29 protein-coding genes are annotated in these 25,003 nt (G+C 68.3%); 15 read left to right on the top strand and 14 right to left on the bottom strand.

All coding sequences use genetic code 11. From position 1 onward, the window contains the following. Nucleotides 1-88: 88 nt before the first annotated feature. The gene (gene larE / locus ACSR87_RS08645) at nt 89-982 is read left to right on the top strand and encodes an ATP-dependent sacrificial sulfur transferase LarE (RefSeq protein WP_498530198.1); all 894 of its coding nucleotides are present in this window, start codon (nt 89-91) and stop codon (nt 980-982) included. A 54-nt stretch (nt 983-1,036) separates the two neighbouring features. Here the strand turns inward: larE and ACSR87_RS08640 are convergent, their stop codons facing one another. Then, nucleotides 1,037-1,675 (bottom strand): histidine phosphatase family protein, encoded by a 639-nt coding sequence (locus ACSR87_RS08640; protein ID WP_498530197.1) that lies wholly within the window; start codon nt 1,673-1,675, stop codon nt 1,037-1,039. Nucleotides 1,676-1,749: 74 nt separating this feature from the next. Between ACSR87_RS08640 and ACSR87_RS08635 the strand changes: the two genes are divergently transcribed. After that, entirely contained in the window at nt 1,750-2,232 is a 483-nt protein-coding gene (locus ACSR87_RS08635) for an SRPBCC family protein (protein ID WP_498530196.1), read from the top strand. 30 nt (nt 2,233-2,262) lie between these two features. Here the strand turns inward: ACSR87_RS08635 and ACSR87_RS08630 are convergent, their stop codons facing one another. Further along, complete coding sequence (locus ACSR87_RS08630) at nt 2,263-2,583, bottom strand: hypothetical protein (protein ID WP_498530195.1); 321 nt, start codon at nt 2,581-2,583, stop codon at nt 2,263-2,265. 112 nt (nt 2,584-2,695) lie between these two features. Continuing rightward, a complete protein-coding gene (tatCo, locus tag ACSR87_RS08625; RefSeq protein ID WP_498530194.1) occupies nt 2,696-4,045 on the bottom strand; it encodes a Sec-independent protein translocase protein TatCo in 1,350 nt (449 codons plus the stop codon). A gap of 130 nt (nt 4,046-4,175) precedes the next feature. Between tatCo and tatCt the strand changes: the two genes are divergently transcribed. The 4 genes from tatCt to ACSR87_RS08605 all read left to right on the top strand — a co-directional run bounded on the left by tatCt (nt 4,176) and on the right by ACSR87_RS08605 (nt 7,572). After that, the gene (gene tatCt, locus ACSR87_RS08620; RefSeq protein ID WP_498530193.1) at nt 4,176-6,332 is read left to right on the top strand and encodes a Sec-independent protein translocase protein TatCt; all 2,157 of its coding nucleotides are present in this window, start codon (nt 4,176-4,178) and stop codon (nt 6,330-6,332) included. Nucleotides 6,333-6,451: 119 nt separating this feature from the next. Next, nucleotides 6,452-6,628, top strand: coding sequence for a ribbon-helix-helix domain-containing protein (locus ACSR87_RS08615; protein ID WP_007275542.1), 177 nt, complete (start codon nt 6,452-6,454; stop codon nt 6,626-6,628). Further along, the gene (locus ACSR87_RS08610) at nt 6,621-7,340 is read left to right on the top strand and encodes a queuosine precursor transporter (protein ID WP_498530192.1); all 720 of its coding nucleotides are present in this window, start codon (nt 6,621-6,623) and stop codon (nt 7,338-7,340) included. Before ACSR87_RS08615 ends, ACSR87_RS08610 begins: the two co-directional genes overlap by 8 nt. A 55-nt stretch (nt 7,341-7,395) precedes the next feature. Then, entirely contained in the window at nt 7,396-7,572 is a 177-nt protein-coding gene (locus tag ACSR87_RS08605; protein WP_004065585.1) for a hypothetical protein, read from the top strand. Nucleotides 7,573-7,644: 72 nt separating this feature from the next. Here ACSR87_RS08605 and ACSR87_RS08600 read toward each other — a convergent pair whose 3' ends face one another. The 3 genes from ACSR87_RS08600 to ACSR87_RS08590 form a co-directional block, all read right to left on the bottom strand. Beyond that, entirely contained in the window at nt 7,645-8,046 is a 402-nt protein-coding gene (locus ACSR87_RS08600) for a DUF7475 family protein (protein WP_008576747.1), read from the bottom strand. A gap of 148 nt (nt 8,047-8,194) precedes the next feature. After that, nucleotides 8,195-8,974, bottom strand: coding sequence for a 23S rRNA (uridine(2552)-2'-O)-methyltransferase (locus ACSR87_RS08595; RefSeq protein WP_008576746.1), 780 nt, complete (start codon nt 8,972-8,974; stop codon nt 8,195-8,197). A 165-nt stretch (nt 8,975-9,139) separates the two neighbouring features. After that, nucleotides 9,140-9,925, bottom strand: coding sequence for an Lrp/AsnC family transcriptional regulator (locus ACSR87_RS08590; RefSeq protein WP_008576745.1), 786 nt, complete (start codon nt 9,923-9,925; stop codon nt 9,140-9,142). 264 nt (nt 9,926-10,189) lie between these two features. Here ACSR87_RS08590 and ACSR87_RS08585 point away from each other — a divergent pair, with 264 nt between their 5' ends. Further along, nucleotides 10,190-10,339, top strand: coding sequence for a hypothetical protein (locus ACSR87_RS08585; protein WP_498530191.1), 150 nt, complete (start codon nt 10,190-10,192; stop codon nt 10,337-10,339). Further along, complete coding sequence (locus ACSR87_RS08580; RefSeq protein WP_498530190.1) at nt 10,336-12,585, top strand: amino acid permease; 2,250 nt, start codon at nt 10,336-10,338, stop codon at nt 12,583-12,585. Before ACSR87_RS08585 ends, ACSR87_RS08580 begins: the two co-directional genes overlap by 4 nt. On the opposite strand, the gene ACSR87_RS08575 is transcribed toward ACSR87_RS08580, so the two are convergent. Beyond that, nucleotides 12,582-13,049, bottom strand: a complete 468-nt coding sequence (locus ACSR87_RS08575) for an arsenate-mycothiol transferase ArsC (protein ID WP_498530189.1) — start codon at nt 13,047-13,049, stop codon at nt 12,582-12,584. The genes ACSR87_RS08580 and ACSR87_RS08575 overlap by 4 nt on opposite strands. A 273-nt stretch (nt 13,050-13,322) precedes the next feature. On the opposite strand from ACSR87_RS08575, the gene ACSR87_RS08570 reads away from it, so the two are divergent. Further along, the gene (locus ACSR87_RS08570; protein WP_004065599.1) at nt 13,323-14,066 is read left to right on the top strand and encodes a DNA polymerase sliding clamp; all 744 of its coding nucleotides are present in this window, start codon (nt 13,323-13,325) and stop codon (nt 14,064-14,066) included. 65 nt (nt 14,067-14,131) lie between these two features. On the opposite strand, the gene ACSR87_RS08565 is transcribed toward ACSR87_RS08570, so the two are convergent. Both ACSR87_RS08565 and ACSR87_RS08560 read right to left on the bottom strand, forming a co-directional pair. Then, on the bottom strand, nt 14,132-15,937 hold the full coding sequence (locus ACSR87_RS08565; RefSeq protein ID WP_498530188.1) for a sensor histidine kinase: 1,806 nt from the start codon (nt 15,935-15,937) through the stop codon (nt 14,132-14,134). Between the two features lie 71 nt (nt 15,938-16,008). Continuing rightward, nucleotides 16,009-16,602 (bottom strand): DUF7474 family protein, encoded by a 594-nt coding sequence (locus ACSR87_RS08560; protein ID WP_498530187.1) that lies wholly within the window; start codon nt 16,600-16,602, stop codon nt 16,009-16,011. Between the two features lie 165 nt (nt 16,603-16,767). On the opposite strand from ACSR87_RS08560, the gene ACSR87_RS08555 reads away from it, so the two are divergent. Beyond that, on the top strand, nt 16,768-17,877 hold the full coding sequence (locus ACSR87_RS08555) for a DNA primase (protein WP_498531053.1): 1,110 nt from the start codon (nt 16,768-16,770) through the stop codon (nt 17,875-17,877). Between the two features lie 110 nt (nt 17,878-17,987). Here the strand turns inward: ACSR87_RS08555 and ACSR87_RS08550 are convergent, their stop codons facing one another. Then, nucleotides 17,988-18,191, bottom strand: a complete 204-nt coding sequence (locus tag ACSR87_RS08550) for a DUF7472 family protein (RefSeq protein ID WP_498530186.1) — start codon at nt 18,189-18,191, stop codon at nt 17,988-17,990. A gap of 219 nt (nt 18,192-18,410) precedes the next feature. Between ACSR87_RS08550 and ACSR87_RS08545 the strand changes: the two genes are divergently transcribed. Next, nucleotides 18,411-19,058, top strand: a complete 648-nt coding sequence (locus ACSR87_RS08545) for an SWIM zinc finger family protein (RefSeq protein WP_498530185.1) — start codon at nt 18,411-18,413, stop codon at nt 19,056-19,058. Nucleotides 19,059-19,085: 27 nt separating this feature from the next. On the opposite strand, the gene hjc is transcribed toward ACSR87_RS08545, so the two are convergent. Further along, nucleotides 19,086-19,508 carry a Holliday junction resolvase Hjc gene (hjc, locus tag ACSR87_RS08540; RefSeq protein ID WP_089777244.1) on the bottom strand — a complete coding sequence of 141 codons (423 nt, stop codon included), beginning with the start codon at nt 19,506-19,508 and terminating at the stop codon, nt 19,086-19,088. Between the two features lie 71 nt (nt 19,509-19,579). Next, the gene (locus tag ACSR87_RS08535; RefSeq protein WP_498530184.1) at nt 19,580-20,368 is read right to left on the bottom strand and encodes a TrmB family transcriptional regulator; all 789 of its coding nucleotides are present in this window, start codon (nt 20,366-20,368) and stop codon (nt 19,580-19,582) included. 121 nt (nt 20,369-20,489) lie between these two features. Between ACSR87_RS08535 and ACSR87_RS08530 the strand changes: the two genes are divergently transcribed. Next, on the top strand, nt 20,490-20,822 hold the full coding sequence (locus tag ACSR87_RS08530; protein ID WP_115802708.1) for a DMT family transporter: 333 nt from the start codon (nt 20,490-20,492) through the stop codon (nt 20,820-20,822). A 76-nt stretch (nt 20,823-20,898) separates the two neighbouring features. On the opposite strand, the gene ACSR87_RS08525 is transcribed toward ACSR87_RS08530, so the two are convergent. Further along, nucleotides 20,899-22,185 (bottom strand): adenosylhomocysteinase, encoded by a 1,287-nt coding sequence (locus ACSR87_RS08525; protein ID WP_498530183.1) that lies wholly within the window; start codon nt 22,183-22,185, stop codon nt 20,899-20,901. Nucleotides 22,186-22,284: 99 nt separating this feature from the next. Here ACSR87_RS08525 and ACSR87_RS08520 point away from each other — a divergent pair, with 99 nt between their 5' ends. Then, the gene (locus tag ACSR87_RS08520) at nt 22,285-22,596 is read left to right on the top strand and encodes a helix-turn-helix domain-containing protein (protein ID WP_004045280.1); all 312 of its coding nucleotides are present in this window, start codon (nt 22,285-22,287) and stop codon (nt 22,594-22,596) included. A gap of 88 nt (nt 22,597-22,684) precedes the next feature. Here the strand turns inward: ACSR87_RS08520 and ACSR87_RS08515 are convergent, their stop codons facing one another. After that, nucleotides 22,685-23,977, bottom strand: a complete 1,293-nt coding sequence (locus ACSR87_RS08515) for an amidohydrolase (protein ID WP_498530182.1) — start codon at nt 23,975-23,977, stop codon at nt 22,685-22,687. Between the two features lie 163 nt (nt 23,978-24,140). On the opposite strand from ACSR87_RS08515, the gene ACSR87_RS08510 reads away from it, so the two are divergent. Both ACSR87_RS08510 and ACSR87_RS08505 read left to right on the top strand, forming a co-directional pair. Next, nucleotides 24,141-24,488 (top strand): DUF7471 family protein, encoded by a 348-nt coding sequence (locus tag ACSR87_RS08510; RefSeq protein WP_498530181.1) that lies wholly within the window; start codon nt 24,141-24,143, stop codon nt 24,486-24,488. After that, a complete protein-coding gene (locus tag ACSR87_RS08505; RefSeq protein WP_004045277.1) occupies nt 24,485-24,997 on the top strand; it encodes a winged helix-turn-helix transcriptional regulator in 513 nt (170 codons plus the stop codon). The genes ACSR87_RS08510 and ACSR87_RS08505 overlap by 4 nt, the downstream gene beginning before the upstream one ends. Nucleotides 24,998-25,003: the final 6 nt, after the last annotated feature.

The following is a 25,003-nucleotide window of genomic DNA, read 5'->3' as shown; positions in this document are numbered from 1 at the left end:
TCGCAGCCGGTTTTACGGCGCGTGCGCCCTTCGCGGTCGTTCGCGCCGGGGGCGAGGGGCTTTTGCCCGTCGGCCGGGAAGGGAGGCCATGAGCGAGCGAGACGTCGCGGCGAAGGCCGACGCAGTACGCGAGGCGCTCGCGGAGCGCGAGAGCGTCCTCATCGCCTTTTCGGGCGGCGTGGACTCCAGCGTGGTCGCCGCACTCGCCCACGAGGCGCTCGGTGACGACGCGGTCGCCTGCACCGCGAAAAGCGAGACCCTGCCGGACGCCGAGTTGGACGACGCGAAGCGCGTCGCCGAGGAAATCGGCATCGAACACCTGACCGTCGAGTTCTCCGAGTTGGACAACCCCGACTTCGTCGCCAACGACGACGACCGGTGTTACCACTGCCGGACGATGCGCCTCGGTAGGATGTACGAGGCCGCCCGCGACCGCGGCATCGAGGCCGTCTGCGACGGGACCAACGCCTCGGACCCCGGCGAGGGCCACCGACCCGGCCTCCGCGCCGTCGAGGAGTTAGAGGTGCTATCGCCGCTTCTCGCCCACGACATCACGAAATCGGAGGTCCGCGCCATCGCCGACGACTACGACCTGTCGGTCGCCGACAAGCCCTCGATGGCCTGTCTCTCCTCGCGGATTCCGACCGGCCTCGAAGTCACCGAGGAACGGCTCTCGCGGGTCGAACGCGCCGAGACGATTCTGCGGACGTGGGGCTTCGAGCAGTTCCGCGTCCGCGACCACGACGGCCTCGCCCGCATCGAGGTCGCGCCGGAGGAACTCGACCGCGCCCTCGACGCCGACTTCGTCCGCGCCGCCCGCGACCACCTGAAGGACGCCGGCTTCGACCACGTCACGCTGGACCTCCACGGCTACCGGACCGGGAGCGTCAGCCCCGCGTCCGAGGCGGGGGCGGACGCCGACGCGGGCGACGACCTCCTCGTGGACGACGTGTTCGCGCAGGACTATCCGATGCGGAAGTAAGGAACCGCGAGGAAACGAGCGCCGCGGCCGCGCCGAAAACCGACCGCAGAACGCTTACGCCGTCAGAAATCGCGTCTCGTTCTCGGTGACGACGTGGACGAGCGGCTCGTCGCCGTCGTCGCTCAGTTCGACTTCGAACTCGCAGATGCCGCCGTTGTCGAGCGGTTGCGACAGCATCGTCTCGACGATATCGAGGCCCTTCACCTCACCGAGCGACAGCCGAATCGGCGCGCCGTGGCTGACGACGAGCACCGTCTCGTCGGCGTCGAGCGAGTCGGCGAGCCCCTCGTGGGCGTTGAGGACGCGGCGGCGGACCTCGACGAGGCTCTCGCCGCTCGGGGGGCGCTCGCGGGCTGCGGGCGCGCCGACCGCCGAGAGGGAGTACTGCGGGTACCGGTCGGTGAGTTCGTCGAATTCGAGCCCCTGAAACGACCCCACGTCGCGCTCGCGCCACGCCGAGTCGAGGACGGGTTCGAGGCCGAGTTCGCGGGCGACGGGGCGGGCGGTCTCTTGGGCGCGTTCGATGTCGGAGGAGACGAGGCGGTCGACCTCGTAGCTGTCCGCGACGTGGCGCGCGAGGGCGTCGGCCTGCTCGCGGCCGCGCTCTGTGAGCGACACAGGGGCCCACCCCTGTACGCGCCCGGCGCGGTTCCACGTCGTCTCGCCGTGTCTGGCGAGAAGAAGGGTTGCCATACGTCCGTCTCTCTCCTCACCGGCAATGAACGTTCCGCGCGAGATTCACGGTCTCGGCCGCCCAACTGTTAGGTATGGCACACGAACTCGTCACGAGCATCGAGATAGACGCCCCGCCCGAGCGGGTGTGGGAGACGCTCGTCGACTTCGACCGCTACCCCGAGTGGAACCCGTTCATGCGAATCGCCGGGCGGCCGAACGAGGGCGCGACGCTCACCGTCCACCTGCGACCGCCGGGCGGGCGCGAATCGGAGTTCGAACCCGACGTGACCCACTGCGAGAAGCACCGCGAACTGCGCTGGCTCGGCCACCTCGTCGTTCCGGGGCTGTTCGACGGCGAACACCGGTTCCGACTCGAACCGCTCGACGGCGGCGAACGCACCCGGTTCGAACACGCGGAGACGTTCTCGGGCGTCCTCGCCGGACTCCTGTTGCGGTTCGTCGGCGAGCAAACCCGGGCGGGATTCGTCGCCATGAACGAGGGGCTGAAGACGCGCGTCGAGGGCGTGGTCGCGGCCGAGAAGCGGGAGGCGACGGAGTCGTCGGACGCGGCGTGATTCCCCGCGGTCTCGGAGAGATTCGGCGCGTTACAGTGACTCGCCGCAGAAGCGGCAGGTATCCCGGTCGGCTTCCTCCAGCGAGTGGCAGTTCGGACAGGGGACGGTCTCGGTACGGGCGGAAGAGATGCCGTCCGGCGACCGCGACTGACCCGCGCGGCGGCCCACCCCGGGTTCGTCGCGCCCGAGGTTGAGGTACAGCGCCAAGCCGAGAATCCCGCCGACGAACACCGAGAGGCCCCAGAGGAAGGCGTTGTGCGAACTGTGTCTGGTCGCGTCGATGCCGGCCCAGACGCTCACGGCAAACCAGAGCGGGAGGGCGACCACCGACAGGGCGACGAGGTCGGCCATCGTGTATCTATTCTAACTATTTTGAAATAGGTCTTCTGAACGGTCGGCAGTCGGTGAAAGCGAGGCAGAACGACCCGGCCGAGGGATCGACGGGAGGAAAACGAGACGCCGGTCAGTTCCCGGTCCAGCGTAAGGCCGCGAGCGTCCCCTCGAACAGGGTAATCATCGTCGCGCCGATGATGATGGGGGCCATCCCGGTCGGGTCGGGGCTGACGAGGAACGCGAGGCCGACGAACGCGCCCCAGAACAAGAGGCGGCGGTCTTCGAGCCACCGTCGGGTGACGAGGTTCATCATGATGGCCAGTTCCACGAACAGCGGAATCTGAAAGACGACCGCCATGTAGCCCATCAGGATGAGGATGAGGTTGAACGTCTCCTTGAGGCCGAACGCGACGACCGCGGTCCCCTCGGTGTAGGAGGTGAAGTACGCGAAGATGGCCGGCAGCACCACGAAGTGGGCAAAGAGGACGCCGACGAGCGCGAGGACGAGGCTCGTCGGGACGGCCGCGAGGTAGTACTTGCGCTCTTTCGGGTAGAGGCCGGGGCGCATGAACAGGTACGTCTCGTAGACGAACACGGGGAGGCCGATGACGGTTCCGGCGAGGCCGGCGACCTTCAGTTTGGTGAGGATGAGTTCGAGCGGGCCGTAGAGCCGCGGCCGGCGGTCGACGATGGTCTCCGCGCCGGGGATGTGGGAGTTCCAGAGGAAGTTGATGACGTCGGTCGCGCTCGGGATGTGGACGCCGAAGGCGGCCTGCGTGTCCACGAGCGCGTTGAGGATGTCCGCGCCGGGAAACAGCACGAGCGTAATCGCGCCGGCGACGCCGAGGACGACCGCCAACCGGCGAATCATCTCCTCGATGTGCGCGGTCAGCGGCATCTCCTGGTCGCTCTCGGGGGCCTCGCCGACGAGGCCGCCGACGTCCTCGTCGTCGAAGTCGTCGCTCTCGAACTCGGGGTCGTCGAAGTCGGCGTCCTCGGCGGCGACGGACGACGGGGCCACACCGCCCATCTCGTCCTCGCCGGTCAGCGCCGGGCTCGCGCCGTCGGCGGCCGCGTCCGGGTCGGCGTCGTCAGCCGACTCGTCGCTCGAATCGTCGTACGTCCCCTCGGGAACGTGCGACGTGTGTTCGTCGTCAGCGAGGAGACGCGGTTCGTCGTCAGAGTCGGCGTCGGAATCGGTAGCTGAATCATCCGCGTCGTCGGGAGCCGCGTCGGAATCGGAATCGTCGCCGTCGTCGCCCGTCTCGGCAGCAGCGTCGGCAGAAGCGTCGTCGTCAGACCCATCGGTGGCGGTCTCGTCTCGCGGGGTGACTCGACCGTAAACCGGACCGTCGGACGACGAAGACGCGTCGTCGGCGTCGTCGGCGTCGCCGTCGGACGAGCGCTGGTCGGTGTCGTCCGAGGCGTCCGTCTCGTCGTCGGCCGCAGAGAGCCCTGCGTCACGCTCCTCGTCCGCCATTCAGGTGTCCTACGCTTCCGGCCAGTTATAGGTCTTTTCGCATCGCCCCGAGGAGGCGCGCCGAGGGAGCCGAACTCACGCCCGCGGTGAAAAAGATTGATAACCGCCAGACTGCTTTCGCCACGTACGTATGTCCAGCGCCCTCGACGAGGACACCCAACAGACCATCGCGGCGGGCCGCGAGACCGCCGGTGCGATGCTCCGAGCGGCGCAAAAGGACCTCCAGAAGGTCTTTATCGTCTTCCTCGTCGGGTTCCTCGGCACGTTCTACGCGCTCCGACTCTACGTCTGGGAGTTCTTCCGTGGCGTGACCAAGGCGCAGATGGACGCCAGCGTCTCCGGCAACGTCAGCATCATCGCCCAGACCCCCTTCGACGTGATTCTCTTGCAGGCCAAAATCGGTCTCGTCGTGGGGGTGCTGTTCGCGCTTCCGCCGTTTATCTACGTCTCGCGGGACGCGCTGAAAGCCCGCGACGCGTGGCCCAAATCGCCCGTCGCGCCGTGGAAACTCGCGCTCATCGGGCTGACGATGGTCGCGCTGTTCGCCGCGGGCGTCGCCTACGGCTACTTCGTCTTCTTCCCGTTCACGTTCGCGTTCCTCGCGCAGAACGCGATTTCCGCCGGCTTCACGCCGAGCTACTCCATCGTGAAGTGGGCGCAGTTCATCTTCCTGCTCACGCTCTCGTTCGGCCTCGCGAGCCAACTTCCGCTCGCGATGACCGGGCTCTCGTACGCCGAAATCGTCCCCTACGAGCTGTTCCGCGACAAGTGGCGGCACGCCATCGTCGGTATCTTCGCCTTCGGCGCGCTGTTCACGCCACCGGACCCGTTCACCCAAATCATGTGGGCGGTGCCCGTCATCTCGCTGTACGCCTTCAGCCTCTATCTCGCTCGCGTGGTCGTCACGGCCAAACGCGGCAGCGAGAAGATGGACGTCAAGGCGACGGCGGCCCACCACTGGAACCACCTCGCGGGCGTCGGCGTCGTCGGCGGCCTCCTCGTCTACGCCTTCTACGAGTACGGCGGCGTCGAACTCGCGAACGCCGGACTCGCCGCGGTCGGTAGCGACTACGTGTTCCTCAACCCCGGGTCGCAACTCTCGCTAGGCGCGTTCGTCGTCGCCGGCGTCGTCGTCGGCCTGGTGTTCGGACTCGCCTACCTCGTCTACCGCGACATCGAACGGCTCGAACGGACCGAAGTCGGCGTCGGTGACCCGACGAAACTCGACCTCTCGGCGCTCGACGTGGCGGGCGTCCGCGCCGCGCCGCCGGAGGCGTTCGCAGACCTCGAAGAAGACGAGGTGATGGCCCTCGCGTCGGCCGCCATCGACGACGGCGACAAGGCCAAAGCGCAGGCGCTCATCGACCGGTTCGACGAGGCCGAGGCGGACCGCGAGGCCGAAGCGGCCGACGCCGAAGACGAACCGGGCGAACTCGAAGACCGGACGACCCGCGCGGGCGGCGCGTTCGTCTCCGAACTGACCGAAGGCGAGACCGACGAGGACGACATCGGCGGCTACTACACCGACATCGCGTTCATCGTCGACTCGCTCACCTCGCGGGCGTTCTGGGTCGTCGGCTGGTTCATGCTCGTCCTCGCGACGACGTTCGGCTGGCTCTACACCGGCGGTATCAGGGACGTGTACGACGACTTCCTCGGCCGACTGCCAGCCGCCGTGCGACCCGAGGAAGTCCTCAACGTCGTCGCACTCCACCCGATGGAGGCGCTCATCTTCGAGGTGAAGTTCTCGACGATTCTGGCCGTGCTGGCGACGCTCCCGCTCGTCGCGTACTTCGTGTGGCCCGCGCTCCGCGAGCGCAACATCATCCGCAAGCGACGCCGAACCGTCTTCGTGTGGACCGGCGCGCTCGCCGGCGGTCTCCTCGGCGGCTTCGCGCTCGGCTACACCTACGTCGCGCCGACGGTCATCACGTTCCTCGTGGAAGACGCGCTCGCGGCGAACATGATAATCTCCTACCGCATCACCAACTTCTTCTGGCTCATCTTCTTCACCACCGCGGGCATCGGCCTCCTCGCCGACGTGCCCATCCTGATGGTGCTTCTCAACACCGCCGGCATCAGCTACCGGATGATGCGGAATCGCTGGCGCGAGGTCACGGTGTTCATCCTCGCCATCTCGGCGGTGTTCACCCCCGCGAGCATCACGACGATGTTCATGGTGACGCTCCCGCTGATGGCTGCCTACGGCGTCGGTCTCGGCGTCCTGTTCGTGCTGACGGTCGGCGGCCGGCGCGACCTCTCGCCCGCCCGCGGCGCGGCGGAGTGAGCGCGGCGCACCCGCGAGGGGCCTCACGAACCCGTCGACTCGACGACGCGAAGACGCGCCAGATATCGCCGCTGAGGCCGTTGAAAAGGCGTTAAGTATTCTCACGAGAATCCCCGAGTATGGCCAAGATAAGCGTCGAGATACCCGACGAACTGCTCGCGGACTTAGACGAGCACGTCGGCGACGACGGGAAGTTCGTGAACCGAAGCGATGCGGTTCGGGCGTCCATCCGGAAGACGCTCGACATCCTCGACGAAATCGACGACCGACACAACCGCCTCGTCGAAGATGAGTGAGGGGCGCTCGGCCATCGGACAAGTCGCCCTCGTCGGCCTGTTCGTCACCGCGCTGACGACGGCGCAGTTGACGGCGTCGAAACTGCTCTCGATTCCCCTGCCGTCGGCGGTGGGCGAACTCCCGTTCGTCGGCGCGGCCATCCTCATGCCGGGGGCGGCGCTGGCGTACGCGGTCACCTTCTTCGCGTCCGACTGCTACTCCGAACTGTACGGCCGCCGGGCGGCGCAGGTCATGGTGAACGTCGGCTTCGCCATGAACTTCGTCCTCCTCGGCCTCGTCTGGAGCACCATCGCCGCGCCCGCCGCCAACCCCGAGTTCGCCGCGCAGTTCGCCACGGTGCTCTCGTCGGGGACGAACGTCGTCGCCGGGAGCCTCCTCGCGTACCTCGTGAGTCAGAACTGGGACGTCATCGTCTTCCACGGCATCCGGGACCTGACCGACGGCTCGTTCCTCTGGCTCCGCAACATCGTCTCGACGGCGACGAGTCAGGCCATCGACACGGTCATCTTCGTCGGCGTCGGGTTCTACGCCGCGCCGACGGTCCTCGGCATCGGAGACCCCTTCGAGTGGAGCGTCCTCGTCGGCCTCGCGGTCGGCCAGTACCTCCTGAAGCTCCTCATCGCAATCGTGGACACCCCGTTCGTGTACGGGACCGTCGCGCTCCTCCGCGGCGACGACGAGTCCGCGACCGACGGCTGGGTCGCGGACTGAGACGCGACCGGGGCGACGGACGGCTTATCTCTTTTGGTAGCATACCACACGGTGTATGGCCGACGAGCACCGCCACAGGCTCACCGAGCGAGACGGGATGGAGATGGGGATTCGCTGTCCGAACTGCGGGACCTACACGTCGTTCGGTGACATCCTCGCCACCGGGGCCTGTCGCGGCGGTTGGAAGGGCTGCCGGACGGGGCTTCGACTCGACCTCGTGGTCGTTGAGTGAAAAGATGCGACGGGGCGGCGGACCGCCAGAACGTCGAGACAGCGGGGCGACGGGTCGAACGCGGGACGTGGCTCAGGCGGCCCCGTCGGTCTCGGGCGAGTCGCTCAGATAGAGGTACGCCGCCGCGGCGCTGAAGACGGCCTCGCCGCCCTTCGAGAGAATCGCCATCTCGCTGACTCGCCCGCTCATGACGACCCACGCCACGATTTGAGCGAGCGCGAACGCGATGGCGACGAGGTAGAACTCGCGCCGCCAGAACTTGCTCAGGTAGACGGCGATGCCCGCGAGGAAGCCGACGCCCGCGAGGACGAACAGAATCGCCTGCGTCTGGTCGAACTGCATCAACACCGGCGCGAGCGAGAAGTGGGCGTACACGGACGCCAACGCCCCGAGGATGGCGACGTACGGAACGATACCCGACGGGAGGCCGGTGAACAACGGTTGGGACTCGGTGGTCGTCGTATCTGCTGACATGGGTGACACGAGCAGAGTCGTGTCAAACACGGATAATGGTTGCCCGAAGTTAGACACAAATTGCGGCGGGCGCGGAGCCGTCGGCGCGGTCGCGGGCGGGCACGGGACGCGCCGGACTCGACGTGAGAATCGACGCGCAGTCGTCGTCTCAGTCTTCGTCGTCGATTGGTTCAGCGAACGCGAACCGCGGTTTCACGTCGGTGACGCGGACCGTCGGCGTGTCGCCCGCCTCCGTCCCGGAGACGAACAGCGTGAACTCCTCGACTTTGGCGATGCCGTCGCCCTCGCTCCCCACGTCGACGATTTCCACGTCGAGTTCGTCGCCCTTCCGAACCGGCGCGGTGAGGAAGTGCTTGCCGACGAGGTACTGCTCGGAGGAGCTATCGCGGGAGGCGTCGGGGCGCATCGACCGGACGTACTGGAACTCCCGTTCCATGTCGGCGCGGAGGTCCGCCACGTCCGGGCCGTCGAACACCTTCACGGCGAAGTCGCCGCCGGTCGCCAACAGCTCCTGTGCGACCTCGAACGCCTGTCGGGCGAGGTAGACCGAGCGGGCGTGGTCCAGCGAGTACTCGCCGGTCATGTTCGGTGCCATGTCGGAGACGACGGCGTCGGCTCCGCGCTCACCGATGACGGCCGTCAGTTCCTCCTTCGTCTCGTCTTCGGTCATGTCGCCGCGAATCGTCTGGACGTTGTCGCGGTCGATGCCGCGGATTCGCTGGAGGTCGACGCCGACGACCTTGCCGTGGTCGCCGACCGCCTCGGAGGCGACCTGGAGCCACCCGCCGGGGGCGGCACCGAGGTCGACGACGGTGTTGCCGGGGCCGAACAGACCCGCGTCGCCGTCGAGTTGCTTCAGCTTGTAGGCCGAGCGGGCGCGGTAGCCCTCCTGTTTGGCCTTGTTGTAGTAGTGGTCTTTCCGTGCCATGCTTACCTCGTTGAACTGCCCGTGATGTTCCGCGTGGGAACAGCCGGCGAATTCGCGTTCATATCGGGTGTGACGTGGTCAGCCCGGAAAGGCACATCGGATAGCGCCCGGAGACGGGGCGGCGCGGCTGCCAGCGCGGAAACCGCGGACGCGACACCGCCGAAGTCAGCCCGCAGACGACTCCGTCTGTGGACCGCGGAACGCCGACAGCGCGTCCGCATCCGCGTCCCCGCCGGCGCGGGAGAGAACCGTCACGATGTCGTCCGGCTCGATGACCGTGTCCCCGTGCGGGGTGAGTTCGCGGTCGCCCCGCTCGATGGCGATGACGAGCGTCTCGTCGTCGAGAATCCCCCGCTCGGAGGCGTCTTCGAGCGTGAGGCCGGCTATCGGCGCGTCGGACTGCACGGGGACCTCGACGACGCTCGCGTCGCCGGTGAGGCTGATGAAATCGTTGGCTTCGGGCGCGTGGCCGCCGTCGTCGGGGTCGAACGGGCCGTAGGGGGCGAACAGCTCCTCTTCGAGCAGGTCTTCGTCTTCGATGTGGATGCCGATGTCGGTGAGCAACCGCGCGACGCGCCGGAGGTCGCCGGTGCTCTCGCCGACCGCGAGGACGTGGAGGTTGCGGCGACCGGTCATCAGCGTCCGGACGTTGATGACGCCCGGAATCGCCCGCGCCTCGTGGGCGAGCGCCTCTCGTTCGGTCACGGGAACGTCGCAGAGATAGAGGTTCGTGAGCTTCCCCCCGGCGAGTTCGAAATCGACCTGCGCGGTGCTGCCGCGGATGATTCCTGAGTCTTCGAGCTTGTGGATTCGGTTCCGGATGGTGGCTCCGGAGACGCCGGCCTCCGCCGCGAGCGTGCTGGCGGACGTGTTACGCGCATCGTCCATGAGGGCGTAGAGGATGCGTCGGTCGATCTCGTCGAGCCGGTGGTCGGTGTTTCGATATGGCATCTGTGACTGTGTCGCGTTTCGATTTGCGAAGATAGCTACCCCGCGTTTTCATATAAGGCTTGTCTGGGCGGTGTCCGCGTTTCGATACGGAACGAGTCGGGCGCGCACCGCCGAGTGAGGTATCACCACGAACCGTCCGTGAGCGTCCGCTCCGCGGAGACGGGCCAGACCGAACAGTTCGGTCTTAGAAATTATACTCGTCAATATTTTCGAATCCGTAGTGAAAAGGTAGAACTTATATCGTTACACAACCGGGTAGCGACTATGAACGAGACGAACATCACCGATACGGCCGGTAACACGGCTCTCAGCGGCACGCTCGGGGAAATCGAGTCACAATCGCGTCGAGGAATCGGCGTCGTCCGGCTCCCGAAGCGATGGACCAAGGGAGCCAGCACGGAGGCCAACGGATGACCGACGAGGAGCTCGCGAAGGACCTCGGCCTCCTGTCGGCGCTGACCATCGGTATCGGGACGATGATCGGCGCGGGTATCTTCGTCCTGCCCGGGGTCGCGGCCAGCACCGCCGGCCCGGTCGTCGTCGCCTCGTTCGTCGTCGGGGGGCTCATCGCGCTGGTGAACGCGCTTTCGGTCTCCGAACTCGGCACCGCGATGCCGAAGGCCGGCGGCGGCTACTACTACGTCAACCGCGCGCTCGGGCCGCTTTTCGGCTCCATCGCCGGCCTCGGTGACTGGATGGGGCTGGCGTTCGCCTCCGCGTTCTACAGCATCGGCTTCGGGCAGTACCTCGCGACGCTCGTTCCGATGCCGGGGGTCCTCTTTCTCAACGAGGTGCAGGTCGGCGCGCTCGTCGCCGGTGCCGTCTTCGTGGGCGTCAACTACATCGGTGCCAAGGAGACCGGCGGCGTGCAGACGGTCATCGTCACCGTCCTGTTGGCGATTCTGGCCCTGTTCGCGGTTCAGGGCTGGCTGTCGTTCGACCTCGCCACGCTCGTCGGCGACGGCGGTATCGCGCCGTTCGGCTACGGTGCCATCCTGCCGGGAACGGCGCTCGTGTTCGTCTCGTTTCTCGGCTACGCGAAGATTGCGACGGTCGCCGAGGAACTGAAGAACCCCGGTCGGAACCTCCCGCTGGCGGTCATCGGGAGCGTCGCCATCGTCACCGTCCTCTACGCGATTCTCGTGAGCATCATGCTCGGCGTGGTTCCGTGGCCGGAACTGAGCCAGAGCGCGCCGCTGACGCAGGCGACGCAGGTCGCGTTCCCCGGCGGACTGGCCGGCCTCGCCGTCACCATCGTGACGCTGGGTGCGCTCCTCGCGACCGCCTCCAGCGCGAACGCGTCGATTCTGGCGTCCGCCCGAATCAACTTCGCGATGGGGCGGGACCGAATCGTCACCAACTGGCTCAACGAGATTCACCCGAACTACGCGACGCCCTACCGTTCGATTCTCGTCACGGGTGCCGTCATCATCCTCTTCATCGCGGCGCTCGGCCGAGACATCGAGGTGCTGGCGAAAGCCGCGAGCGTCCTCCACCTCGTCGTCTACGCGCTCATGAACGCGGCGCTCATCGTCTTCCGGGAGACGGACCCCGAGTACGACCCGGCGTTCACGGTGCCGCTGTACCCGTTTACGCCGCTTTTCGGCATGGCGCTCTCGCTCGGACTGCTGGCGTTCGTCGGCGGCGAAGAGCTCCTTCTGTCGGGGCTGTTCGTCGTCGGTGCGGCCGTCTGGTACTTCGTGTACGCACGCAACAACGCCGACAGACAGGGCCTGCTGGGTCGGCACATCCTCACTCGCGGCGACGAGTTACCGGCCTCGGTCGTCGACGCCGCGGCGACGGTCGCGCCGAACGGGTCGGGGCGCGTCGAGGACGCGCCGGCGACGACGACGATGGTCGCGGTTTCGAACCCCCGAACCGAGCGGGCGCTCGTGACGCTCGCGGCCGCGCTCGCGAAGTTCGACGGCGGTCGGGTCCTCGCGACGCACGTCATTCAGGTCCCGGACCAGACCTCGCTGGCGGCCGCCGCCGACCAGCGCGACCGCATCTCGAAGGCGTCCGAACGGCTCATGGCCGACGCGCGAGCCGACGTCGAACAGCTGGACGTGCCGGTCGATACGCGGACGATTCTCTCCCACGAGGGGCTCGCGGAGGTGTTCGACGCGGCGCGCCAACACGGCGTCGACCGGGTCATCATGGGCCACAGCGGCGCGAAACTCGCCGGCGGGCGAGTCGAAGGCGCGCTCGACGAACTGACGCACGACCTCCCGTGCGACGTGGTCGTCCTCGACGGGGAGGAGTTCGACCCGAGCGAGGTGCTGCTTCCGACGGCGGGCGGGCACTCGTCGGACCTCTCCGCGGAGGTCGCACGAGCGCTGCAAGCGACGACCGACGCGCACATCTCGGTGCTGCACGTCGCTGACGAGGTCGCGGCCGGCCGGGAGTTCCTCGAACAGTGGGTCGCGGAACACGACCTAAACGGAGTGGAGCAACTGGTCGAGACGGGCGACGTGGAGACCGTCATCGGCGAGGCGGCGGCGGACAAGTCGCTCGTCCTCGTCGGCGCGACGGAGACCGGCCTGCTGTCCCGACTCGTCGGCGGGTCGCTGGTGCTGTCCGTGCTCGACGACCTCGAGACGACCGTGTTGCTGGCCGAGCGCCCCCGGCGACGGTCGCTCCGAGAGCGGCTGTTCGGCTAACCCGCGAGTTCGTCGAACAGCGCCGAAACGCGCCCCTCGATGTCGTCGCGAATCGCCCGGACCGCATCGAGGTCCTTGCCGTCAGGGTCGTCGAGGTCCCAGTCGCGGGCGTCGCCGCGCCACGTCATGGGACAGATGCCCTCGGCCGAACAGCCCATCGTGACGACGATATCCACGTTCAAAATCTCGTCCTGCTCGATTGCGCGCGGCGTCTCGTCGGCGAGGTCGAAGTCCTTCTCGCGCATGACCGCGACGACCTCGTCGTGGACGCGGTCGGCGGGGTCGGTGCCGCCGGTGACGACCTCGATGCGGTCGACGACGCCGCGGTCGGCGCGCTCCCGGCGGGCGAAGGCCGTCGCCATCTGGCTCCGGCCGGCGTTCTGGACGCAGACGAAGGCGACGCGGGTCGGCGTCGCGTCGGTGTCGGTGTCGGCGTCAACATCGACATCGGCGGCGTCGGTCATCGCTCGGCACCTCGTCGGCGGGCGGCTGGGTTCGTCTCGTCGTTCCCCATGGGCGGGAGTTACACAATCAGCTATTTGAGTGCTTTGAAGCCCTAGACCTTCGAAATCGACGGGTTAGCTATGTGCGAAAATAGTGACAACAACACCCATGGGGAGCCGGACGGAGCGGTGGGGTGCTCGCGGGAGCGCGCACGCGGGAGAGCGTGCGAACATCATATTGCGGTGAGTCCAAATCAGGAGTATTTTTAAGACCGCTGTCGTACGACGGCACATATGTTCAAGGCCATCGTGAGCGCCGCGACGCTCCGGGACGCGCTCGACTCCGTGAGCGTCCTCGTCGACGAGTGTAAGATTCGACTCAACGAGGAGAGTCTCTCCATCCGCGCCGTCGACCCCGCGAACGTCGGCATGGTGGACCTCACGCTCGACGCGGCGGCGTTCGAATCCTACGAAGCCGACGGCGGCGTCATCGGCGTCAACCTCTCTCGCCTCGAAGAGGTCGCCGGGATGGCGGGCTCGGGCGACCTCATCCACCTCACGCTCGACGAGGAGACGCGCAAGCTCAACATCCGCATCGACGGGCTGTCGTACACGCTCGCGCTCATCGACCCCGACTCGATTCGCCAGGAGCCCGACATTCCGGACCTCGACCTCGCGGCGAACATCGTCCTCGAAGGGACGCACCTCGACCGCGGTATCAAGGCGGCCGACATGGTTTCGGACCACATCCGCCTCCGCGTCGACGGCGCGGAAGAGACGTTCCACATCGAGGCCGAGGGCGACACCGACGACGTGGACCTGTCGCTTCCCCCGGCGGACCTCATCAGCATCGAGGCCGGCGCGGCCGACTCGCTGTTCTCGCTCGATTACCTGAAGGACATGAACAAGGCGATTCCGACCGACGCCGAGGTCACCGTCGAACTCGGCGAGGAGTTCCCGGTCAAGCTTCACTACCAAATCGCAGAAGGGATGGGCACCATCACGTACATGCTCGCCCCGCGCATCCAGAGCGACTGAGCGGACGTTTCGGCGGCCGCGTCGTTGTCCGACCACCGAGCCGTCCCACTCGTTTCTCTCGATTCTCACCGGTCAGCGACCGCGCCGCCCGACTCGTCGCCCGCGTCTCGACACCAGGACGGCAGTCGAACCGTCGCCGTCGTTCCGGTCTCGGGGCGGTCCGCTGAGTCGGCCGCCGCGTTCCCGTCACTCTCGCCCGACGCCTCCGCCGCGTCACCGCCATCCACCGACCCGTCCCGTCCGTCTCTCACGTCGAAGGTGAGTTCGCCGCCGAGCGCGTCGACCGTCCACCGGACCGCCCAGAGGCCGAGCCCGCTGCCGTGTTGGAGCGGCGATTCCCCGCCGCCCTCGACCACGGACCGCTCGTAGTCGGGGACGCCCGGGCCGTCGTCCTCGACGACGACGACGAGGTCGGCGTCGACCGCGCGAATCGATACGGCGACCGTCGGGTCGTCGCCGCCGTGTTCGAGCGCGTTCTCGACGAGTTCGTCGACGAGGAGCTTCGCCGCGGACTCGCTTCCGGAGACCAGAAGCGACTCAGGGGCGTCGACGTCGACCGAGCCGGCGTCGAACTCCGCGCGGAGCTCTGCGACGCGGGCGCGGGCCGTCGCGGCGACGTCGAAGCGACTGCCACCGTCGATACCGGCCATGACCCGCTCGACGGTCCGGGCCTTCTCACCGAGCGAGAGGAGTTCGTTCGACCGGGTGCGTATCGTGTCGGTGGGGGCGCGCTGGTCCGGCGGAAGCCGGTCTGCGAGCATGTCGGCGTAGCCGATGACGACGGTCATGTCGTTCCGGAGGTTGTGTCGGAGGACGCGGTTGAGTACTTCGAGGCGCTGGCGACGGCGGACCCGCCCCGTCACGTCGGAGACGGTGACGGTCCGGCCGAGGTGGCGGCCGTGCTGGTCTGTGACCGGCGAGCACGTCACCTCGTAGGTCCGGCGGCGACGGTCGACCGTCACGTCCACGAGCTGTCGGTCCTCGTCGAGGTCGACGCCCGGAAGCACCGACGAAAGCGGGTCGAGCGCCGCGGCCGGGTCGACGTCGAGAAGGGACGCGGCGGTCTCGTTGGCGTCGACGATGCGGTGCTCGCGGTCGAGGACGAGGATGCCGACGCCCACGTCGTCGATGGCGGCGCGGCGGCCGAGCCGACTCGTCGCCGGCGAGAGGCCGAACAGCTGGAACCGGTAGAGCGCGTGGCCGAACGTCGCGCCCGTCACGGCGAGCGCGATTGGCGTGAAGTTCACCACGGGAAGCGGGCCGACGGCGAAGGTGTGAGCGACGTGGGCGACCGTCGGCGCGGTCGAGCCGATAGCGAGCGTGACCGCCTGCTCGCGGTAGTGCGAGAGCCGCTCGACGAGCATCTCGATGACGAGGACCAGCCCGGTTCCGATGATGACGTAGCCGTACACCGCGTGGATGTAGTACCAGAGGTTCGGGTCGAACCGCACCGTGGCCGCACCGAACACCGGGTCGATGTGGTAGTTGGTCCACAGCAAGCCGTGGCTCGGGTTCGTGGCGACCGCGACGACAGTGATGGCCGGAAACACGAGGAGTGCGGCGATGAGCCGTCGCGAGAGGAGGTCGCCGCGCCCGGTGTAGGAAAGCGAGAACGCGAACCACGCGGGCGCGATGACGGCCTGTGCGATGTCGATGGGGAGTTGGAACCAGACCCGGAGTTCGGGGTCGAACACCGTGAGCGCGACGCCGTAGGAGCCGGCCCAGAGCGCCGCCGAAAACAGGAGGACGGAAAGCGACCGCGAACCGGGCTCGGTGCCCTCGCGCCAGGCGACGGCCGCGATGGAGACGGAGACGAGCGCCGCGACGAAACAGAGGACGACCAACGGCGAGACGGCGGCGACCGAAGACACGGGTAAACCTCAGACTCGGCGCTCGTAACAGTTGTGGGCCGCGGCGAAGTTCGAGCGGTCGCGGCGTCGACTCAAGAGCGGTAGCGGTCGATGACGCGCTTGGCCGAGACGGCCTTTTCCTTCCAGCCGTAGCCCGCCTCGTAGACGTGGCGCTTCTTCTCGACGAGTTCGGCGGGCGTCGCCTCTTCGAAGCCGCCGCGGTCCCACGCGCCGGTGTCGCGGAGCCAGTTGACGACGTTCTCGCGCGTCTCGGGCCACGACAGGCCGACCATCTCGTACCACGCTATCATGGCGAAGACGGCGTTGTCGTGACAGCCGGGGACGCTCCCGTACTGGTGGAGCGTCCGCATCGGCTCCCGGGTCGGCTCCGAGACCTCCTCTCTGAACTCCTCGGCGGTGAGCAGTCGGAGGACGCCCGAGTTCGCTTCCGACACCCGCTCGTCGCGCTTGAGTCGGCGGAGCGCGGCCTGTTGGAGCGGCCCCCACTCGCCCGGCGCTTCGCGGCGAAGCGTCTCCTCGTCGCACGGGCCGCCCGTGAGGACGGAGACGATGTCGACGTAAGCCCGCTCGACTTCGACCCACGGCGTCCCCTCGAAGCGACAGTCGGCGTCGTGGAGACTGGTCGTGGCGCGGCAGTCCGGACACGGGTAGTCGAAGTGCGGCACGTGAGAGCCTGAGGAAGTGGTCGGTAATAGGTTGTGTGATGCGCCGTCGTCGCGGGCGGCACCCGCCGCGAGAACCGACCGCGGGAATGGGCCGCACGGCCCACGGCCGCCACCGCCGAATCCGTCGCGTTTATCGGTGGGCACCCGGAACGTGGCGGTATGCGGATGCGCCCGCTCCACGCCCGATACCCGTTTTTCGCCGCGGCCAGAGAGGCGGTCGAATCGGCGGACGTCGCCATCGCGACGCTCGTCGCCGAGGACGCCCCGGCCGTCGAGCGTGGCGTCGAGCGCGTCGAACGCGCCCTCATGGAGGGCACCGTCGAACCCGACCCCGACGAGGCCTACCCGTGGGAGACCAAGACGGAACTGCTTTCGTACCCCATCTCGCGCATCATCGTCTCGCTCGTCGAGACGCCCGCGGCGGTGGACAAGTACGCCCGCGCCGAGGCCGACACGGCCTACGAGCGCATGCTCGCCGACTTCGACGCCGGCGACGACGACGTCCACGGCGAGGCCCGCGCGAGTCTCGACGACTTCCTCCGCGAGTTCGACCTCGACGGCGCGGTGCGGGCCGAGTCGAACCGGACCCGCAACAGTCGCCGCGCGCCCGACCACTACTGGGTCGACGTGGGGCCGTATCTCACCTACTCCGACACCGACTGGGGCGCAGAGTGGCGACTCGTCAACCGCTCGCTGGCCGACGGCGCGGTCCGCGTCACCCGCGAAGAACTCTCGGAACTGCTCCGCGAGGCGGTCCGCCGCCGGGTCGCAGAGGGGCTTCCCTTCGCCGTCCGCGGCAGCGACGCGGGCGACCGCCTCGCCGACGCGCTCAAACCCCACGTCGAGCGCCTGCGGAACCTGCTTTCGGACCGCGGCGCGGTCAACGCCGTCTACGTCGACGCGGTGGACCCCGACCACTTCCCGCCCTGCGTCGAGGCGCTGTTGGCGCGGGCGCAGGACGGCGAGTCGCTCCCGAACGAGGCGGCGTTCGCGCTCGCGGCGTTCCTCGTCGGCGTCGGCCTCGACCCCGAGGAAGTCGGCGGCGTCGCCGGCGACGCGAACGCCGAGGAACTCCAAAAGCGGGCGACCGTCCTCGCGGACTCCAGCGGGTCGCAGTACGCGCCGCCGACCTGCGAGACGATGCAGGCGTACGACCTCTGTGTGAACCGCGACGACCGCTGTGACACCATCAAGCACCCGATGAACTACTTCGAGACGGCGACGAACGACGCGGACGCGGCCGCCGCGGACGCCACGGACGAAGCCGCCGACTGACCGGACCACGGGAGACGGTTCTGCGAGCCGTCAGCCGACTGACGAGCGCCGCCGCTGCGTGTCGAGCGCCCGCGCGACGGCGAACCCGTCGTCGAAACCGACCAGCCGGGTTAGGAAGAACGCGACAGCCAAACGCCGATACCAGCCATCACGAGGACGAACGCCGTGATAGCGCCGACGAGTGCGAGCCCGCCGGTGGGGACGAGTCCACTCTGGTTGTAGGTCGCACCGATGCCGACGATGAGGGCGATAAACACCCCGACCGCGACGATGGAGACGGCAATCTTCCGCCGCATCTCCGCTTCGATAGCCATGCGACGACGTATCCGCGGCCGTTCTAAAAGGTCTTCGATGGGCGGATGCCCGACGAGAGCCACTCACGCGCCCGATTTTCCACACGAAACGAGGGTTTAGGTCGTTCGAGAACCTACACGCAGGTGACGGAAACCGACCTCGAACAGCCGTTGGTAAGGTCGGACTTCCGCACCACTATGACGCACATCGCACACACACCCGCGTCGACCCGCCGCCCGGTGCGCCGCAAGACTACGCTCCCGTCGGACGGACTGGCCGGGCGCGCCCGCCGCGCCCGCGTCGAACCGATGGCCGTCCGGCCGCTCCGCGACGGGCGCTACGTCGTCGAGACCGACGGCGGCACCTACGTCGTCGACGTGGAGGCGCGCACCTGCACCTGCCCCGACAACGCCATCCGGCACGCCCGCTGTAAGCACCTCCGCCGGGTCGCCATCGAAATCACCCGCGGCGAGGTCCCGCCGCCGGGCCGCCGGCGCGCCACCTGCGCCGTCTGCGGCGACGAGACGTTCGTCCCGATGGACGCGACGGGGCCGCAGCTCTGCCGCGACCACGAACACCGCGCCGGCGACCTCGTCCGCGACCGCGAGAGCGGGAGCCTCCTCGTCGTCACGCGGGCGCTCGGCACCCGCGCCGACGAGACGCCGACGGAGACGGGGAAACTCGTCGCCGCGTTCGAGAGCAACCGCGACTACGGCGACCACGAACCGACGTTCGAGGCGGTCTATCTCGACTCGCTGCCGGTGAACGCCGGTCTCTCCGACCTCGGTGAACTGCACGCCTACCGGTTCCCGGCCTCGCGGCTCAGCCGCGTCGAGCGCGGCTTCGTGGGCGCGAACTCGCTCGGCGAGCGACTCGCTCGGGCGTGAGCGAGCGCGGAAAATCGCGTCGCGACCTCAGTCGCCGCCGAGTTTCGTCTGGGTCGGGCCGCCGGTGAACGATTCGAAGTCTTCACCGTCCGCCAACGCCGTCTCCTTTTTCACGCGGTAGTTCCCGCCGTCGGTCACGTAGAGTTCACTGGGATGGAAGAAGTACCAGTCCTCGCGGTCGAATCGGACGGCGATGCGGGCTTTCGCGCCGAAGTTCCGCGAGAAGTAGACGAGTGCTTCGACCTCCTCGCCGCTCAGGTAGATGGGGCGGCCGCTGGAGGCCTTCGCCTCGATGGCGTAGAAGACCTCGCCGTTGCCCGCGAGCACGTCGGGGAGTTCGCGCGTCGTCGCGCTCCCGGAGGCGGGCGCGCGCATGACCGCGAACCCGGCCTCGTCGAGAGCGTTGACGAGTTCGCGCTCGCGTCGGTCTCCCTTTCTGTTCGAAGACATGGTCGGGAGTCGGCCGCGGGCGGTGATAAATGGGGCGAACGGCGTCCGGGAGCGCCACCGGAACGCCGGCGTCACTCGAAAAGCGGGACGGCGTCTCCCCACAGCGCCCGGAACTGCCGGTCGAACTCGTCGACGACGCCCGCGTCCGTCACCACGACGACGCCGAGGCGGTCGGCGGCGGACTGCGGGTGCGGAATGTCGACCGACGCGACCGTGCCGTCGACGACATCGAACGAGACCGGCAGGCTCGGCAGACACCGGACTCGAACCGTCTGCGGCTTCGACGCCACGAGGTCCCGAAACTCGTCGGGGAGCGAGTCGAGCACGGAGTCGCTGAGGAGCAGCGACACGTCGAGGTCGTCGCGAGCGCCCTCGAAGAACGCGTCGAACTCCGTGCGGAGCGTCTCCCACGGGGCCCGCTCGTACGGCGGGCCGACCGCGGCCGAGACGGATTCCGTCGCCGCCCGGACGTGTTCGTGCATCGCCGCCCGCATCTCGTCGCCGCCGAGGCGGCCGAGCCAGACGCTCCCGTCGGCCGGCGGCGTCGGCAGGAGGTTCGACCGGACCGCATCGGCCACGTCTCGGTACCGCGTCCACTCCTCGCGCAGTTCCGCCGCGCGCTCGGCCAGCAGTCGCTCGACCGCCGCGCCCGGGTCGACGGCGACGTACCGCGTCGGCTGGGTCGACTGCGCGCGGACCAGCCGGCGCGACCGAAGCCCGTTGAGCACGTCGTAGACCCGGCCGTTCGGGACGCCGCTCGCGTCCGAGACGGTCGCGGCCGTCGCGGCTCCCGTGACGAGGAGCGTCCGATACACCTTCTCCTCGTAGGTCGACAGGCCGAGTTCGCCGAGTTCGGTCATGGGGAGGAGTCCGTCGCCCGGTGGTTAGTAAGTTGATAGTTCCTGTTGGCCGGCGAGCAACGGACCGCAAGTGGCGGGCGATTGCAGAACGCTCATTCGGGTCGTGGCGGGACCGACGGACATGAACCCGTACGTGTTACTCGCCGGCGCAATCGCGTCGGAACTCGTCGGAACGACCGCGCTCAAACTGTCCGCGGGGTTTTCGAAGCCCGTGCCGAGCCTCGGCGTGGTGGTCGGCTACGGCCTCGCGTTCTACCTCGTCTCGCTGACGCTGGAAGAACTCCCCATCGGCGTGGTGTACGGGACGTGGGCCGCGCTGGGCATCGTCGGCGTCGCGGCCATCGGCGTCGTCGTGTTCGACGAACCGGTCGACCTGACGGGCGTCGTCGGCCTGCTTCTCATCCTCGCCGGAATCTACTGCGTCAACGTCCTCTCGGAGATGGCCGCGCACTAACGCCGGCGAGTGGGCCGAACGCGGTCGCTGACGGGGGGCAGCTGTGAGAAACGAGAGAGAGCGTGGGTGCGGTCGCTTACGTCCCGTGGGCCCAGCTACCCATGTACTCGCGCTGCTCGTCGGTCATCGAGTCGAACTCGATGCCCTCGGCTTCGAGTTTGATTTCAGCGACTTCGCGGTCCAGTTCGTCGGGCACGTCGTGGACGCCGGCGTCGTAGTCGTCGCCGTTCTCGACGAGTTCGCGGACGACGACGGCCTGCACGCCGAACGACTGGTCCATGACCTCGACCGGGTGGCCGAGCGCGATGGGCGACGCGAGGTTGACGAGGCGGCCCTCGGCCAGGACGTTCAGGCGGCGGCCGTCCTCGAGTTCGTAGGCGTCGACGCCGTCGCGGGCCTCGTACTCGTCGACCGCGAGGTCAGACAGCGCGTCGAGGTCGATTTCGATGTCGAAGTGGCCGGCGTTGGCGAGGAGGACGCCGTCTTTCATGTTCTCGAAGTCCTCGCGGGTGATGACGTCGCGGTTGCCGGTGGTCGTGATGAACACGTCCCCGACCTTCGCGGCCTCCTCCATCGGCATCACGTCGTAGCCCTCCATGTGGGCTTCGAGCGCGCGGCGGGGGTCGACCTCGGTGACGATGACGTTCGCGTTCTGGCCGGCGGCCTTCTTGGCGACGCCCTTGCCGCAGTAGCCGTAGCCGCCGACGACGACGTTCTTGCCGGCGTACGAGAGGTTCGTCGTCATGGCGATGGTGGCCAACGACGACTCGCCCGTGCCGTGGACGTTGTCGAACAGGCGCTTCATCGGCGTGTCGTTGACGGCGAAGACGGGGTAGTTCAGTTCGCCGTCTTCGTCCATCGCGCGGAGGCGGTGGACGCCGGTCGTGGTCTCCTCGGCCCCGCCGACGATGGTGTCGATGAGTTCGGGGTACTCCTCGTGGATGGTAAAGACCATGTCCATGCCGTCGTCGACCGTGACGGTCGGCTCGTGGGCGATGACGGCGTCGATGGCCGCGTAGTAGTCCTCCTCGTCGACGCCGCGGACGGCGTAGGAGGTGATGTCGTCGTTGGCGTCGAGCGCCGCCGACACGTCGTCGTGGGTCGAAAGCGGGTTGCAGCCGGTGATGGCGACTTCCGCGCCGCCGAGCGCCAGCAGTTCCACGAGGTTCGCCGTCTTCGCCTCGACGTGCATCGCCATGCCGACGACCTCGCCGGCGAGCGGCTGTTCCGACTCGAACTGCTCGCGGAGCTCTTGCAGGATGGGCATGTGCTGGAGCGCCCAGTCCATCTTGCGTCGTCCCTCGGTCCGGGCGGCCTCGACATCGTCGAGGTGCTCGGAGACGGGAGCGTAGTGTTTGCTCATACCCGTGGGTTCGGAGAGGGGTCCGAAAACCCTACCGAAGGCGGTCGCCGCCCCCCGAATCTACAAGTGTCAACCGTGAGATTGTACCGCCGAGGGCCGATGCTCGTCATAGATAACGGCAAGACGCTCGCCGAACAGGAGTTGTTCGCCCTGATGAGCGCCCCCGCAGTTCCGGACCTCTTGCGCGTCGCCGACGAGCCGCTGACGGTCAAGGAGCTGAGCTGTCGGGCCGACGTGCCGCTGTCGACGGCCTACCGGGAGGTCAAGCGGCTCCACGAGGCGTCGCTGTTCGAGAAGTCCATCATGGTGGACCACAGCGACGGCCGACACGTCGCGCAGTACCACCGGACGTTCGAGCGCATGGAGGTCAGCGTGACCGACGACGGACTGCGCATCGAACTGGCCGGGTAGCGGGGTCGGAGGTCGGTGCGGCGGCGGAGGCGGCGGCAGAATCGGCGGCGGCGACAGAACCGGCGGCAGCGGGGTCGAAGACGGCGATTCAGACGCGCTCGCGGAGCGACGCGACCGCCTCGCTGGCGCGGGCCATCACGGCGTCCTCGTCGAGCGTCAGCACCTCTCGGTCCCGCATCAGCACCCGGCCGTCGCAGACCGTGTGGCGAACGTCGGAGCCGCGGGCGGCGTACGCGAGGTGGCTCACGAGGTCGTTCGGGGGCGTGAGATGCGGCGCGTCGAGGTCGACGACGGCGAGGTCGGCCGCGCCGCCGACTTCGAGCGCGCCGCCGGGGAGGTCGACGGCGGCGGCGGAGCCGGCGGTCGCCATCCGTACCACGTCGGGCGCGGCGACGGCGCTGGCGTCCTCGGCGGCGAGTTTGCCGAGCATCGCGGCGTCGCGCATCTCGTCGAACATGTCGAGGTCGTTGTTCGAGGCCGCGCCGTCGGTGCCGAGCCCGACCGTGACGCCCGTGTCGAGCAGTTTCTGGACGGGGGCCATGCCGGAGGCGAGCTTCATGTTCGACGCCGGGCAGTGGACGACGCCGGTGCCCGCGTCCGCGAGCAGGTCGATTTCCGCGTCGTCGACGTGGACGCCGTGGGCGAGGAAGTCGTCGGCGGTGAGCATGCCGAGGTCCGTCGCGTACGACAGGGGGCGCTCGCCGCGCTCGTCGACGATGGGGTCGACCTCGTCGGTCGTCTCGTTGGCGTGGTAGTGGACCGGGATATCCTCGTCGTGGGCGTCGGCGACGAACTCGCGGAGGTACTCCTCCGCGACCGTCGTCAGCGAGTGCGGCATCGCGGCGGTCCGAATCCGACCGTCGGCCGCGCCGTCGAACTCGCGGGCCACGTCGAGGCTCTCGTCGATGTCGGCCCGCGCGTCCGCGTCGTCCTTTCCGAGCGTGACGACGCCGTGACCGAGGCGGGCGCGGACGCCGGCCTCCTCGACCGCGGCGGCGATTTCGGGGACGTGGAAGTACATGTCCGCGAACCCGGTGGTTCCCGACTTAATCATCTCCACGAGGCCGAGTTCCGCGCCGGCGCGCACGTCGTCGGGCGTGAGCGCGCCCTCGGCGGGCCAGATGTCCTCGCGGAGCCACGCGTCGAGCGGCTTGTCGTCGGCGTAGCCGCGCAGGAGCGTCATCGCCACGTGGCAGTGGGCGTTCACCAGACCGGGCGTGACGAGACAGCCCTCGGCGTCGAGCGTCTCGTCGGCGTCGGCGTCGAGGTCCGCGCCGATGTCGAGGATGGTTCCCTCGTCTCGGTCCACGAGTACGTCCGCGTCCTCGACCGTCGCGTCGGGGCGGAGCACCTGTCCGCCCGCGATTCGGAGCGTGTTCATGTCGCTCGTTCGGGTCGGCGGGGTGGTGAATCCACCGTCTCGCGGCCGCGAGGCGCGAGCGTCGATTTAGCCTCCGAGCGGGCCGAATACCGCCGGTAGTCCGATTCCCGAAAATCGAGAACGAGCACCCTCCCTTAGGTCCGAACCCCCAGTATCGGGGGACATGGAGCCCCCGTCGAACCTCGCGCTCGTTCCGGGGCACGTCCAAGCGGGCGGTCCGTGGATGACCGCGGTCGTCGTTCTCGCGGGCGTCTCGTCGGTCACGCTGGCCGCGCTCGGCGTCGCCGTCTTCCTCCGGCGGCGGACGCGGTCGCACCTGCTCGTCGCGCTGGCGCTGTTGGCGTTCGCGTCGCGGGCGGCCGTCGCGGCGCTGACGCTCGGCGGCGTCCTCTCCGATTTCGACCACCACGTGGTCGAACACCTCTTGGACCTCGTGATGGCCGGCCTCGTCCTCGCGGCCATCTACTACGCCCGGAGCATCGAGCGCGAGGCGGGGGTCAACGACCCATGAGTGAGACACGAACCCGCGTCGCCGACCACATCAAGCACAACCCGGGAGTCCACTTCAACGAGCTCGTTCGCGCGCTCGACCTCGCTCCCGGCCAGGTACAACACCACGTCCGCAGACTGCTCTCCGACGAGACGGTCCGCCGCTCCGAGTTCTACGGACGGACGCACTACTTCCCCCCCGAGTTCGACGCGTGGGAGCGCGGCGCGCTCGCGCTCGTCCGCCGGGAGACCGCCCGCGACATCCTCGGCCACCTCCTCGAACACGGCGACGCCCGCCCCGACGACGTGGCCGACGACATCGGCGTCGCCCGCAGCACGCTGGAGTGGCACCTCGACCACCTCGTCGAACGCGACGTGGTCCGGAAGGAACGCGACCTGCACAACCGCGTGACGCTCGTCCTCACCCACCCCGAGCGGACGACCCGGCTGTTAGACGACGTGTCGCCGTCGCTCCCCGAGCGGTTCGTCGACCGGTTCGACCGCCTGCTCGACCACCTCGTCGAAGGATAACTTCGG

The sequence above is a fragment of the Haloferax sp. SDI50 genome, from assembly GCF_059802635.1.
Note: the sequence above shows the minus strand (reverse complement) of the source record. Positions and strands in the feature narration are given on the sequence as shown.